Genomic DNA, 14,440 nt, shown 5'->3' with positions numbered 1-14,440 from the left:
CCGGGGGAATTAGGACTAAAGTCCTTACTACGAACCGGGGGAATTAGGACTAAAGTCCTTACTACGAACCGGGGGAATTAGGACTAAAGTCCTTACTACAAACCAGTCATCAAGTTTGTAGTGAGGACTTTAGTCCTCTTCAATTCTGCTCACCCCATTACTTAACAGTCTTGAACGTATCCAGCTTGCCAGTAAATCGGTTGATAAACATCTGCAAAACAGTCCGCTTGCCGATATTGATATTAGAACTTACGGCCATTCCCGACTGCAAGTTAACTTCCTGTTCAGTTGGCTTGCCCTTGTTCAAGACAAACTTTTGATTTTTGAGCTTAATTTTGGTTTTGAAAGCGTAGTATTTCCGCAGTTCAGTAGGAGGCTCAGCATCGCTGCTAATCTCTTTCACTTCACCCTGAGCAGTACCAAACTCCAAGGCCGGAAAAGCTTCAACATTCAGTTCCACAGGCACGCATTCGTAGTGCGTCAAACCCAATTTCTCTCTATTAACTTCCTTCTCAGGACACAGGCAGCTTTTGCCTTTTTCGCAGTCAATCTTTTCTCCATCTAATTGTTTGCCGTGATATTGTTCCAACTTCTCCCGCTTCCGCTTCATACCATCCAACACGAGAGCCACGTTGCTGTTTTCCAGGTAAACAACTGCTTGCAAGCCGTTTTCATCGTCCAAAACCTTGAGCAGCTTCTCAGTTTGCTGCGCTTCGTAATAAGCTTCTTCGCAGCGTTTGGGGCGCGGTTCCCCAGGCTTCACTACCGAGTTAATAATGGATTGGCATATCGGATCTTTTGCTAGATCCAACTTCGCATTCTCCTTCTTAGAAGGCTTCAAATCGAAGATAACGCCGGATACCGGAGCCTTCATAATTTGAGTGTCGCGGACTTGCTGGGCTTTTTCTAGCTGAGCATTTACTTCCGACAGCTTTTTCAGGTTTTCCACTTTGAAGCGGCTGAGTTGAGAATCGCTGCTGGCAATTTGTTTCTGGTTTTCAGCTATTTTGCTGTAAAGTTCTTTTGCCCAGGCATCTTTAGTGTTTTTCAACTGTTCTTGGGCGCGGGCGATCGACTCCTGAATGCGCGCTTGCTCTCCTTGCTGGCGCTCTACTTCAGCGGTTATTTTTTGGATGTCACCTTGACGCGCATTAATTTCGCCTCGGCGCGTATTGATCTCGCCTCTGCGGGTATTGATTTCCCCTTTGCGGGCGTTGATTTCACCTTCGCGCTGCTTGATTTGATCTTGCTGTTTCAGAACGTCGCCTTGACCTCTGAAAACATCTTGTTCCTGCTTTTCTCTTTGCAGTTCTGCGATCGCTCCTTGCTCTACGAGCGGGCCTAGTCTGCCCAAAATACCTTGATTTGACTTCAATACTTGTTGGGATTTCGCTAACTGTTCTTCGGCCAACTCTTTCTGAGCCAGGGCTGATTTAACTTGCTCTTGCGAAGAAGCTAGCTGCTGCTGAGAATAATTTAATTGGTTCTGAGCAAAACCCAATTGTTGCTGCGCTACGATCATTTGATCGCCGGCGGCTTTCTCAGCATTTTCAGCTTGCTTGAGTTGTTTATCTAATTCCTGAACTTGGCCTTGGGCGGCGGCTACCCGAGACAGATATTCCGATCGATAATTAACATACAGTCCCTGCTGAGCTGCATCAAAACTTCCGCTGGCTCCCCGGTTGAGGTACAGCTCGTCAATCAAAGCTTGCAGCACTTGATTTTGTGCTGCAAGGCTCTGTCTGTCCTTGATTGTGGATTCTAGGCTGGAAGGAATAGGGCCTTGAACTTTGCCGCTGACGACATCTTCGTAAAATTTATTTTCCTTTTCCAGGGCCTCTTTAGTTTTCTTGATCGATGTTAAATCGGCACTGGGTGCTAGGGGGTTGAATGTGAGCAGGGGCTGGTTTTTTTCTACGCGATCGCCATTTTCGACGTGAAGTCTCACCACAGCGCCCGTAGCAGGCGCTTGGATGTCTCTAGCACCATCTTTGAGTTCCAATTGGCCGACAGCGGGGACAGCTTGCTCTACGCTAGCAAAATAAGCCCAAACTACAGCCGAACTGGTCATCAGCATGATCATCCACAAAAACAAGCGCGACCAAATCGCTGGTTTTTCGAGAATGACTGGTTGCTCAGAAAGGATTACCGATTTCATAGCCATTTGTTATTTGTTATTTGTTGGTTTTTAGTTGTTAGTTGTTAGTTGTTAGTTGTTATTTGGGCCTTGGGCATTTGTTATTATCAAAACTATTAACAAGTGACGGCTAACCACTAACTATTACCGATGCCCTCTCTGCCCTCTCTGCCCCATTCCCCATCATCACGTATTCGATGACTCTTGTTGTTGGAATAGGCAGTAGTAACGCCCTTTCAGAGCCATTAATTCTTTATGAGTTCCGCGCTCGACTACAGAACCTTGATCCATCATAATAATGACATCAGCATTTTGGATTGTAGTCAGGCGGTGAGTGATGAAAAACACCGTGCGACCGGCGAAAGCTTCTGCTAAGTTGTTGCAAACTTGGCGTTCGGAATGGTAGTCCAGGGCGCTTGTAGCTTCGTCTAAAATTAGCAGTCTCGGGTTTTGCAAAATCGTCCGGGCGATCGCCAAACGCTGCCGTTGACCCCCAGAAAGCGATGAACCCCGTTCTCCCACCACCGTATTGTAACCAGCGGGCAAGCCCATGATAAAATCGTGAGCTACGGCTAATTTCGCAGCTCGCACAATCTCATCCGTACTCGCATCGGGATTGCTCAGAGCAATATTTTCTTGGACAGTGCAGTTAAACAGCAAAGTATCTTGCAGCACCACCCCAAGCTGACTGCGGAGCGAATATAATTCCACCTTAGCAATGTCATAGCCGTCAATAAATATCCGGCCCGACAGCGGTGGATAAAGACGCTGCAACAGCTTCATTGCCGTACTTTTACCGGAACCGCTTCCCCCCACAATTCCCACAAAACTGCCAGCGGGAAAATCCAAGTTGACATTCGCCAATTGCAGCGCGCCGCTCTCCAGGAATCGGAAGGAAACCTCTTCATAGCTAACCTGCCCTTGAATTGCCGGGAGGGGGATATTGCTCCGGTCTTCCTCGCTGGTTTCCGTGGGTTTATCGATGATATCCTTGAGCATATCGATCGACATCGAGACCTCTTGGAAACTCTGCCACACGCTCACAAACCTGAGCAGCGAACCAGTCACGTTCCCCGAAATAATTCGGAAAGCAATCAACTGACCCAAAGTAATGTCATTGCTCAGTACCAAATAAGCTCCCACCCACAACTGAGCTAAGTTACCCACCTGGTTTAAAAAGCTGCTAATCGTACCTGCCGTAGTCCCCGTCAGAATTGTTTTAAAACTAGCTGTAATGTATTTTGCGTAACGGCTAGACCACTCCCAGCGAGATTTCAGTTCAATATTTTGAGCTTTAACAGTTTGAATCCCGGTGACTACTTCCACTAGATAGGATTGAGAGTCAGCAAAACGCATATTTCTTTGTTTGATCAGGCGCAGCACCAGCGGATTGATCAGAACAATCATCAGCGCCAGTACCGGTACCACCGCCAAAGATACGAAGGTTAGCTTCACGCTGTAGGAGAGCATCACGGCGACGTAAACCACCGAAAATACTGCATCGAGAACCACTGTCAGAGCCGTACCTGTCATGAATTCCCGAATCTGGCCCATCATGCTGAATTTGTAAACCAGATCTCCCACGCGCCGGTTGTCAAAGTAATTCTGGGGCAGCCGGAGCAAGTGGTCGATTACCTCCGCACTCAATTTGACATCGATGCGGTTGGAAGTATCTACAAATAAGAAGGTACGCAAACCGTTGAGCAATCCTTCAAACAGGGCAACACCTAACAGAAACGCACCCAAAATATCTAAGGTGTCGATGCTGCGCTGACCCAATACTTTATCAATAATTACTTGGCTGATTAATGGGTTGGCAAGACCGAATAGCTGCACAAAAAATGAGGATAGGAGTACCTCAACAAATACTGTTTTGTGTTCCATCAGCGCTGGTACAAACCACCAGAAGCTGAACTGCTCTTTTTGTTCGACTTGCGGCGCTTGCAGCAGCAGGACTTCTCCCTGTTCTCCCCAGATTTCTCTAAACTGAGGTACCCGCTTCCGCATCCGCCCCTTTTCTGGGCTGACTAGCACCAATTCTTGCTCGGTGATGCTGTAAACAATGGCAAAGCTGTCTTCCCATTTAATCATTATGGGAGCTTTGATGCGGTTGATGGCGTCTGCTGGCACTTGCGCCAATTGGGGTGTCAGGCCGATGCTTTGGGCGATCGCCCCGCAGGCTTGCAGATTGATCAGACCAGCGGTTTTTAACTGATTTTCTAGAACTTTGCGGATGATATCCCGACGAAATTTGATACCGAAATACTTGCTCAACATTTGGAAGCAAGCTAGCGGGGCATCTATTTGCCCTTTGGCGCGGAAAATTGGATAATTCCCCGCATCCTTGTGTTGGTCGATTGGGCGTTCTGGGGGACGATCGGGGGCGGAGGGTACATCGTCAAAAGTAATGGGTGGCTTTTTCCCTAAGCCTCCTGTTCCTGTGTCTGTCTCGCCATTTAGGGGATCTAATGGCTCTGTTGGTAATGCTGAGGGTTCCCGGAAGCCGACCAAGCGGGCGCCGGCGTGGCCTTCTACTTTTAAGGATTTGGCTGCATTTTCAGCATAAAAGCGGCTGCCGGTGGGAAACTCGCCCAAGACGCCGCTGCTGACTAGCCAAATTCGATCGGCATCTAGTTCATTAACGAGGTCTTGGGTTTTTTTGTTACCCTTTGGGACATTGACAACTGTCGCGTCTTGCCAAGCTTGCCGAGTTAGTTCCTTGAGATCCGAAGTGCCGTCGGCTTGGCGCTGCAATTCCAGGCTCAACAGTTCAAATACTTCGCTCAAGGAAGAGTGAGCGTGAAAAGCTTCTCCAAATGTCGGCTGTTTTTCCAGTACGCTCAGGAAATCTTCAGCAGGTAGGACGATCGCGATTACATCTGTAGAGGCGATCGCAGTTTCGCAGGGAACCCCCCTGAGCAAACCCGCCCAGCCGAGAATTTCCTTTGACTGCACCAAGCGCAAACTGACGTGGCGCTGCGATCGTTGGTCAAAGCCCAGCAGCCGGGCCTGACCTTGATAGATAATTGCCACCTGAGTCGGCATTTTTTCCCGTTCAAACAGGGGTTGTCCCGTCCGGTAGCCTAGAAGCTGGCATTTAGCCACCAAGGCTGCTAGATCCGTCTCTGACAGTCGGTCAAAGGGAGGTGTTTGAGCTAAGAAATCCTGAATTTGGGAGAGGGAAACAGCGGAAGAAGTCATCCGATTTTTAGATTTTAGATTTTAGATTTTAGATTTGAATCCACAGATAAATCCGGAGGCTTTTTGTCAAAATGCTACGCTTTTTCAAGTCTCCACCGATAAATCCGGGGGCTCCTGAGCAAAATTGCTTTCGGTCACGATATTGAAGATACGGAAGAAAATGGCTGTAGCGGGCCTATTTGCGATATCTGTTCGGCGAGCCAGCTTTCAAAGAGTTCGTTAATCAAGTGCAGCCGCATGGATTCGTCTAGCTGGGCCGGTATGAACTTTTCTAGTCGAATAATTACCATCCATTCTGCCAGAGGACGCGGCGTCCAGAGTTGATTTGGCTGGCTGACTGATAAAAGTTTACTGATGGCCGGGTGAGGCTGACTGAGGGGTACGGGGCCCAATAGGCCACCAGACTTGGCCTCGGGGCCTTCGGAGAAGTCGCGCGCCACTTCGGCAAAGGTTTGTTCCCCTTCCAGGATGCGAAAGTAAAGTTCGTTTGCCAGTGATGGATTTTTGGTGCGTACCAGGGAATAGACTACGTGATCTAGGCTGGCTTTGCGGGTTAAAAAATAATTATCTACTTTAGGCCTCCAAGTCTCTTGCTTAAATTTTTCGATCAGCAAGGGCCTGACGGTCATCTCTTGAAGTTCTTCTGCCGTCATATTTTGGCTGCGGAGCCAAGCTTCTCTGGCATCCGGGGCTGTCAGTTGGTGCTGTACCAGAAAGTTCTCGACGGCTGATTTGCGTTCTTCGTCGCTGCAACTAAAGGATGCGATCGCTTGGTCGATGATTACACCCCGCAAGAATTGGGGCATCAACTGGTAACGCTTCAGGAGCGATGGCATATCCTGAGCTTGCAGTAATTTATCGCCTATTTGAAAAAGTCCTGTCATTTTTTTATCTCCAACTGACTTGCGCTTCCCCTTTTAATCTAGCTTTGGCAGGAAAAGAGCGACAACCACTAACCCCTCAATCTCCCGATGATAGCAGAGCGTTAAGAAACCTAGCGCTATAGCTGTCTATTTCTTGACGCTTTGCATCCAGACGGGGTTCCTTTCAAATAGTTTGCCTATTTGATGGGAGTAAGCGCGGCTGTCGAGAATTTTGGGATTTGCCACCATTGTTTGCTGGACTCGATCCCGATAGCGCCGGCGCAGTTCTGGGTTGGTTCCCAGTGCTGTACTCAGTTCTATATAAGAGTTCTCGCTAGGTGCTACCAGTTCCGGAAGTTGTAGTTCTTCGAGGACTGCTGCAAATTGTCCCGATCGAGTTTTTTGCCCTTTTCTTGCCACTACAGGCAACCCGACTAACAGCGGTTCTGCTAAGGAGCCGGCATCGCTGTATGGATACGAGTCTAAATATATATCAGCCAATTCCAGACATTTTATGCAATCTGCGCGATTTGATAGCGCTCTTATCACAACTACCCGCTTTTTGTCAATTCCAAATTCCCCTAAGGTCGATCGAATTTGGTGGTAAAAAGGCACAGTCGGATAGTTTTCGGCGCGCGATCGAAAGGGATACAAAACTAAAATAGAATTCGGTACGCCGGCAATAATTTTTGCCCAAGTTTCTCGCAATTCTGGGATAATTGTCCGAGCCCGAGCACAGGAGATGAACACTACAGATTCGTCGGTGGCTCCCCAACTGCTGCGAGTCGGTTCAACGGTGGCAGGGGCTAACTCTACAGGATAGCTGAAACAAACTCCCGAGCCTTCTAAAGTAATTAATTTTTCGCGATACTCTGCTGCATCTGCGGGCAATGCCAAATCTCCGACAATCAAATAATCGATATTGCGGGCGCCAGTAGTGGCGTTTGTGGATGCAGCGGTAGCCATTTGCACGCGCGCCAGTCGGTGCAAGCACAGCAGCGCGCTGGGTTGGGATGTGTCGGCGATATTAGTGCAAATTAGCAGAATATCTAAATCGTGCGATCGAATTTCCTGCACTTGCTGCGGCAACTCTTCCGAAAGTTGCACCAACTTGTCAGCGCAACTTTCGCAATATTTCCCCAGTCGCTCATCTTGTACCTGGAAATGATACACGATAACTTCAAATTTGTCTCTATTTAAATATTCAAAAGCTGGAAAAGCAGCAAAAGTTTCAAATTCAGCACTAATTTTATCAAGCAGAAAGCCAACTCTAATTTTAGTTCGTTCAGATTCTCTCTCAGTAAAATTCCAGTCTATTTCCGAGCCAATATTTTTTAAATTAAATTCCATAATATCACTTCGCTGATTCAAGACATTGAGCAGATTTGCATCACTTAAATACAAAGCTTTAAAGCTAACACTGTGCGCCACAAAAGCCGCCAAATAACGCCAAACTTCCGAATCTGGAAAACTGGCGATATTAGCAGCCACGTAATCGATTAGCTGCTGGAAATATTCACAGTACCTTTCAACCTCTCCCATTTGTTGAAAACAAGTCGGAGACTGAAATAGAAATTTCAGAAAATCGTCAAAAAACCACTGGGGAATCGCTGCATTTTTATACTCTAGCGGCAACTGATAAGCATCGCAGTACAGCATCGCTGCCAGACAATATGGCATCTTATCGGCAACTTCCCCTGCTGAGCCAAGTTTCGAGGATAACTGCTGGACAAAACTTTGTTCCGACTCGGTTAAAATTTCATGTTTGAGGTGGCTATCTAGTAGCAATTTATGAGCCTTCCCCGCTGCTTGCGAGTAAGCACTTTCTATTTTATCAACGGGACAATTTAGCCAAGCTTCAGCTAGTTGTTGGCGGCGTTGTCGCATTTGGAGCAAAATTGACTGGTTTGATGGCAATTTTTTGTACTTGTCAACCAGTGCTGACAAGTCAGATATATTAGGCTGGGTTCTCGATGCCAACTTTTGCCAGATTGTCTGTTTAATTTGTTGATTCAGGAAATTGTAATCAGGACTATTTAGGAGTTTATTGTAAAATCTGACGACATCTTTATGATTTTCCCCAGCCGCGAAGTTTTTCCAGGTTTGTTGTTCGGGATGAATCCGCAGTGACGACAGTTTTTCGTCTACAAACCCGATGTGATAGTTTCCCATGATCCGCCACCACATATCTAAGTCTACATACTGAGATAATGTTGAATCAAACAATCCTATTTCTGCAAAGACTCGGGCGGCAATTAAGACGGTACTCGGTTCGCCAATTTTGTTGATGGGGTTGTTCAAGCAGTTAGCATCTGCTAGCAATTCTTTCCCTGGCTGAATAGATTTTAAATTAGACCAACTTTTGTGCAAATCTTTAATTGATTGGGAAGCTTTTCGCAAAATTGGGTGAGATTCATCTTCAGCGATGGTGATGCCTCGCGGGGAGAAAACCATTCCTATATCTGGGTTTTGTTGGGCGAGGGCGACCATTTTGGCGATACATTCTGGTGCGAGCAAGTCGTCTTGAAACAGAAATTTGATGTATTCACCTTTGGCTTGAGAAATGCAGAAGTTCCAGTTTTGCGATAAGCCGTAGTTGCGGTGCAGGATGATGCGGAAGTCGGCGGATGTTTGGGATTGGAAGGATTGGGCGATCGCAATTGTGCGGTCTGTGGAGCCATCGTCGGATACAATCAGTTCTATGTTAGGGTAAGTTTGGGCGATCGCGCTTTTGATTGTTTCCTCAATAAATGCTTCTCCGTTGTACGTCGGAATGCAGATGCTAACCAAAGGCTGCCAGCTTTGCAGTTCAGATTTTGATTGACTTTTGGGCTGTGATGGCGACAAGTCAGCCTTAATTTTTGCAGACTCTGCTTTGGCAGTTCTTGACAGAGGCAAATTTTGAAAATTATCAGTAATCTCGGCAATATATTCAAGACGTTTTCTAATTTTACTACCTGTAACTTGCGGGTTGAGTAAAGTCTGAATTTCCGCAGCAGCTACCAATCCTATTTTTTGAGATTCTTGATAATTATTAAAAACATAGCCCATTAAATCAGCAGCGTGTCCGACATCCGCTTGGGCCCAAACATTGCCTTTTTTATAAGGCCCGCAATCTTCCTCAACGGGGACTAACTTATACTTCACTAAAAAGCTATTCCCGACATTCATAAATTCTGTATTTGATGAATAACCGGTAGCAATTACAGGCTTGCCGTAAAACATCGCTTCGGCCATTGTCAAGCCGAATCCTTCGCAGCGGTGCAGCGACACGTAACAATCGCAATTGTAAAGCAAACCGTTGATTTCATCTTTGGATAAATACCCGTCTAGATGTTTGATATTTGCAGAATTGTTTGTCGCAAAATTTAACAATTCTAAGTCTTTGATATTTTTGTCTGAATTGGAAGATTTGAGCAGCAATAATACGCGGTCATCTTCACCAAAAGCTGCTTTAAATGCTTGGATTGCTGCCAAAGGATTTTTGCGTTCGATGCGGCTGCAAAAGTCGAATACAAACAGAAAAATAAATTTATTTTTAGGTAAATTCAGTTCTTCTCTGCTGAGAGAAGGTACAGTTAAAGAAATACTGGGCATGATTTTGATGACTGGAATTGGCGAAGCTTGAGCAATTGCTTCTGCACAAGAATTGCTGTAAGTCCAGATTTCGTGAAAGTGGTTAAATGCTGCCTGCCATTTCGGGGGAAATCCGGGAAGTTCCCAGGCCCAAAAGCCGATATTGTATTTATTATCAAAATAGCTGGAACCTCTATCTTTGATAAAGGTTTCAACTTCGTCGGCGTTGACTTGAATTAAATTTACCGGATGGGGATTATCTGGGCTAAAGTTTTGATATGTGGTGTCTTTTTTACGGTGGGGACTGCGGGTAAAATTGTTGATAGCCAAGGGAATTCCGGCGGCTTCTGCGGCTCGGATGTTGGCTCTTACTCCTTCTCCTATGCCAAATTCGCCGTTGATGTATCCGGCGATGTTAAGTCCTAAATTATAGTTCATAGGTTTTTATGTATTGAGGAAAATCTGGTGTTGATTTGGGGTGACAAGCTTAATGAATTGATCGTGTTAATTCGGCTAAGGGAGATAGGGGGTTGAGAGTAGATTATGATTTGGTTCAAAAATTGCTAATATATAGGAGAAATGTTTGCAGGATTGGTGAATAAGGTTTAAATGAACCGCAGAGGACGCAGAGAACCCAGAGTTAGAGAAGAGAGGGCAGAGAAAGAGTTGGTAACTGAAAATTTAGTCCTTGACAAATGTGCCGATCGCCATTGTATACTGGCATCGCCATGCTAACCTTGGTCTGCTGGTCTGTTGACATGGATTGCTCTGCTTTATTTTACGGCAAACTAATCAGGAATTTTAGGGAAAGTGATCGATCGCGCCAACCACGACCTCTTCAAGCTGCTACCGCCGGATGCTAAAGTCATTGTTGAAATTGGCTGCGGTACTGGTTCTAGGGGCGAACAGCACAAGCTGATCGATCCCCACTGTCAGTATATTGGCATTGAACGCGATCGCGAAAAAGCGAAGATTGCAGTCGATCGGCTAAACTGGGTGACAGTAGCCGATATTGAAGAAATTGCGATCGAAAGTCTCGACATCGCGCCCGGAAGCGTCGATTGCTTGATTTTTGGCGACTTGCTACCCTACCTCAAAAACCCCTGGGAGATACTACAGCAGTACAGTGCTTTGCTCAAGCCGGAGGGACAAATTTTCGCCACAATTCCCAACGTTCAATACTGGCGGCGAATTGTCAATCTGTTGCGGGGACATTGGGAAAATCCCGACAGCAAGATGCAGCACTGGTTTACCCTTGAAAGCATTAAATCATTATTTGCTCAGGCCCGATTGCAGGTTTATGAATTGCAAGGGAAGGGACACAAAACCGAAAATTTTGCCCAATTCCAGCAATTGCTGCATCCCATGGTGAAGGCCTTAGAGCTCAAATCCAGCGATTTTGCTACGGAAACCGGTGCTGAATATTATATCGTGCGATCGACCAAATCGACCGTACAGCCCCGCAGACTGCTGATCCAAACCATTATTATGGCTCCTACAGGGTGCGATCGCGTGCGAGTTTTGGAACCGGACAAATTTAGCGCCACAATTCCCGGTGTCCGCACCGTATCCGGCGTAAAAGAAGCAGAATTAATTACCCCGCTACATGGAGAAGAAAAAGTCTTCATCTGGCAACGGACAATCATGCAATATCCGGCTTACATTCCCAAACTTAAACAACTACTAAAACAACACTATTTAATAGTAGCCGAAATTGACGACAATCCCATCCGCCGCCGGGAATACGCAGACAATAATTACCTCAGCTATCTCGGCTGTCACTGCGTTCAAACTACCACAGAACCCCTAGCCAAAATTTTGCGACACTACAATCCCAATGTTGCCGTATTTCCCAATCAATTAGCTTATCTACCCCCGCCGCGAATCTATCCAGCAGAACATACAGTCACGATATTTTTTGGGGCGCTCAACCGCGAAAATGATTGGCAACCAATTATGGCTGCACTGAATCGAGTTTTAGTTGCACACAAACACCGAATTAGAGTTAAAGTTATCCACGACCGCAGATTTTTTGAATCCTTGGAAATACAGCAAAAGGAATTTGAACCATTTTGCAGTTACGAAGGGTATCAAGAAATCATGTACAGTTGCGATATAGCTTTACTTCCGCTCGTTGCTAACCCGGTTAATGAAATGAAATCAGATTTAAAATTCATTGAATGTGCGGCGCGGGGAGTAGCGGTTTTGGCAAGTCCCACCGTGTACGAACATTCGATTGTAGAAGGTGAAACCGGATTGATTTACAAACATGAAAAAGAGTTTGAACTCAAACTAAATTCCCTAATTTCCGACACTTCTATGCGCCAGGAAATAGCCGCGAATGCTTACGAATGGGTGCGCGACAACCGCTTGCTGTGCGGGCACTACCGGCAACGCCGAGACTGGTACTTGCAAATGCGGGATGAGTTGCCGCGTTTAAATGCTGAGTTGCGATCGCGATTGCCGGAGTTATTTGCAGAATGAATGCGGTAAGATTGATAGGGGTTTTGTGCAATACGCTTGGGATCGGATAAGACGGCGGATAAGACGGCGGTTGAAACCGCTGCTATACAAACGATGTCCGGATGGTGCGCGGACTCAAGAAAAGAACGTAATTTTCACCGTCCGGCCTTCAACCTGCGTCGGCAGGTTTTGTCTGTATAGACGCGGTTTCAACCGCCCGGTATTCTGTTTTATTGTTTAAATTTTTAATTGTTAATCCACACAAATGCGAATCCTATTCACTATTGCTCACTTTTACAATCCCAGCGGCGATGGGAAACACGCTTCCCAGCGAAACGATCCGCAACCGCGCATCAATGCTTTAACTGCTTGCATAACTTCGCTGCAAGCTTTGTATGGCAAATCTCAGTGCATGATTGACATTAGCGAATGTGCCACTATCCCAGCAAATCAATCTCAAAATCACGAAATTGATATTGTTGTTTGCACTACTCAAGGTTATCACCTGTTGCCTCAATTGCCTGTGCAGCCGAGGTCTTTTATGCACCACGCTACCAAATGCGAACCTCTGCTTTTGGGGTTTGAGTGTCAAGCTGTTTTGCGATCGTGCCTTGACAAATACGATTATTTCTGTTATCTCGAAGATGATTTGGTTCTGCACGATCCGTGGTTTTTTAGTAAATTAAATTGGTTTACTCATCATGGTGGAAATGGAAATTTGTTGCAACCAAATCGCTATGAAGTATCGCCTCAAGGGGCTGTTTTTAAAGCCTATATTGATGGTAATTTAGTGCCAGGAGCTACTGCTAAGTTTCAAAATGTGGAGCAGCAGCCGCAGTTAGTGGGGAAAATTATGGAACAGCCAATCTCTTTTGATCGGACTTTAAATCCTCATTCCGGCTGCTATTTTTTGAATGCGGAACAGATGGCTCACTGGGCTAAGCAGTCTCATTTTTTGGACAGGGATACTAGCTTTGTTGGCCCGCTGGAAAGTGCGGCGACTTTGGGAATTATGCGGACTTTTAGGGTTTATAAGTCAACTCCTGCTTATGCTAATTTTTTGGAAATTCAACATTTTGGAGTGAGTTTTCTGAAGTTGATTGGTAATAAGGTGCGGATTTCGGAAGAAGCATAATATGAGGTTTGTAGTGAGGACTTCAGTCCGCATTTAAAGAAGGACTAAAGTCCTCACTACGAACGAAAAAAGCTTTGTAGTGAGGACTTCAGTCCGCATTCAAGAAGGACTAAAGTCCTCACTACAAACCAATTAGGAATTCAAATTATCGCCGATTTTAACTGTACCGCTGTTGATAATTTTGGCTAAAACTCCTGTTTGTGCGTGACCGAATTCTTGTTGTAGTAAACTGAGTAGGGCTATATCTCGATCGCCCGTTTGTGGATTTACTTCTACATTGACACAGCGACCAATTCGTGCTGTAACTTCGATCCGCGCCGTACCTAATTGAAACTGCTTTCCGATCAACTCAAATTCTGACCAAGCTTCCATGCCTTCTAGCACAACGTTTGGGCGAAATCTGCCCGCATCTATATTTTGCTGGGCGACTTCGGTTAATTGGTCTAATGTAGCTTGACTCAGGAGAGAAATATGTACCGGTTGTCGATCGGGATAACGAGTTTCGCCACTACTGTTACCCACCAACCGCAAAGGTGCAAGCTGCGGGTGTCTGGCTTCTTTTGTTGGTTGAATCTCCGCCAGATATTCGGTAAAAAAAGTGCTGATGCGATCGCGCCCCGCTGCTGTGTTTGTTTCTGCTGACAACACTGCAACTCCTTGACGCTTGACTGTTAAAACAGCCATTTCCGGTTGATAATGGCACTCTAAAGCTGCTAGTAGAGGCCAATCGTTTTGAACCGCCAAATATTTTTTGCTAATCCAAGATGCGCTATCTGGGGGCATCTTTGCACCTTCAAGATAATCTGTAAACAGCAGCGCAAAAGCGCGATCGCCCTTAATGCCATGTCCTGCTGTTAAAGCAAACTCCGACATTGCTTGCGGTGTCAGCCCTTTAATTGGATAAGTGAATAACTGTTTTATGGTTGCTAATGTCATAAAAATTTTAGAATTTAGTACAATCTTATTTGTGCAAAACCTATATTATGTAGGGTGCGCAATGCGCACCTTACCGCTGTTACCTGTGCAAAACCTATATTATGTAGGGTGCGCAATGCGCACCTTACC

The 14,440-nt window shown here is 45.9% G+C and carries 7 protein-coding genes; 2 read left to right on the top strand and 5 right to left on the bottom strand.

Translation table 11 applies throughout. From position 1 onward, the window contains the following. Positions 1-157: 157 nt before the first annotated feature. The 4 genes from JGK39_RS07545 to JGK39_RS07530 form a co-directional block, all read right to left on the bottom strand. Positions 158-2,158 (bottom strand): chromosome partitioning protein ParA, encoded by a 2,001-nt coding sequence (locus JGK39_RS07545; protein WP_293256244.1) that lies wholly within the window; start codon positions 2,156-2,158, stop codon positions 158-160. Positions 2,159-2,323: 165 nt separating this feature from the next. Next, positions 2,324-5,338, bottom strand: a complete 3,015-nt coding sequence (locus JGK39_RS07540; RefSeq protein ID WP_293256241.1) for a peptidase domain-containing ABC transporter — start codon at positions 5,336-5,338, stop codon at positions 2,324-2,326. Positions 5,339-5,472: 134 nt separating this feature from the next. After that, a complete protein-coding gene (locus tag JGK39_RS07535) occupies positions 5,473-6,222 on the bottom strand; it encodes a peptidylprolyl isomerase (RefSeq protein WP_293256238.1) in 750 nt (249 codons plus the stop codon). A 126-nt stretch (positions 6,223-6,348) separates the two neighbouring features. Further along, positions 6,349-10,215, bottom strand: coding sequence for a glycosyltransferase (locus JGK39_RS07530; protein WP_293256235.1), 3,867 nt, complete (start codon positions 10,213-10,215; stop codon positions 6,349-6,351). 372 nt (positions 10,216-10,587) lie between these two features. Here JGK39_RS07530 and JGK39_RS07525 point away from each other — a divergent pair, with 372 nt between their 5' ends. Next, entirely contained in the window at positions 10,588-12,261 is a 1,674-nt protein-coding gene (locus JGK39_RS07525) for a methyltransferase domain-containing protein (RefSeq protein WP_293256232.1), read from the top strand. 244 nt (positions 12,262-12,505) lie between these two features. After that, a complete protein-coding gene (locus tag JGK39_RS07520; RefSeq protein WP_293256229.1) occupies positions 12,506-13,375 on the top strand; it encodes a calcium-binding protein in 870 nt (289 codons plus the stop codon). Positions 13,376-13,507: 132 nt separating this feature from the next. On the opposite strand, the gene JGK39_RS07515 is transcribed toward JGK39_RS07520, so the two are convergent. Further along, complete coding sequence (locus tag JGK39_RS07515) at positions 13,508-14,311, bottom strand: MOSC domain-containing protein (RefSeq protein ID WP_293256225.1); 804 nt, start codon at positions 14,309-14,311, stop codon at positions 13,508-13,510. Positions 14,312-14,440 lie beyond the last annotated feature (129 nt).

Source organism: Microcoleus sp. PH2017_12_PCY_D_A (assembly GCF_020738565.1).
Lineage (GTDB): Bacteria > Cyanobacteriota > Cyanobacteriia > Cyanobacteriales > Microcoleaceae > Microcoleus.
Note: the sequence above shows the minus strand (reverse complement) of the source record. Positions and strands in the feature narration are given on the sequence as shown.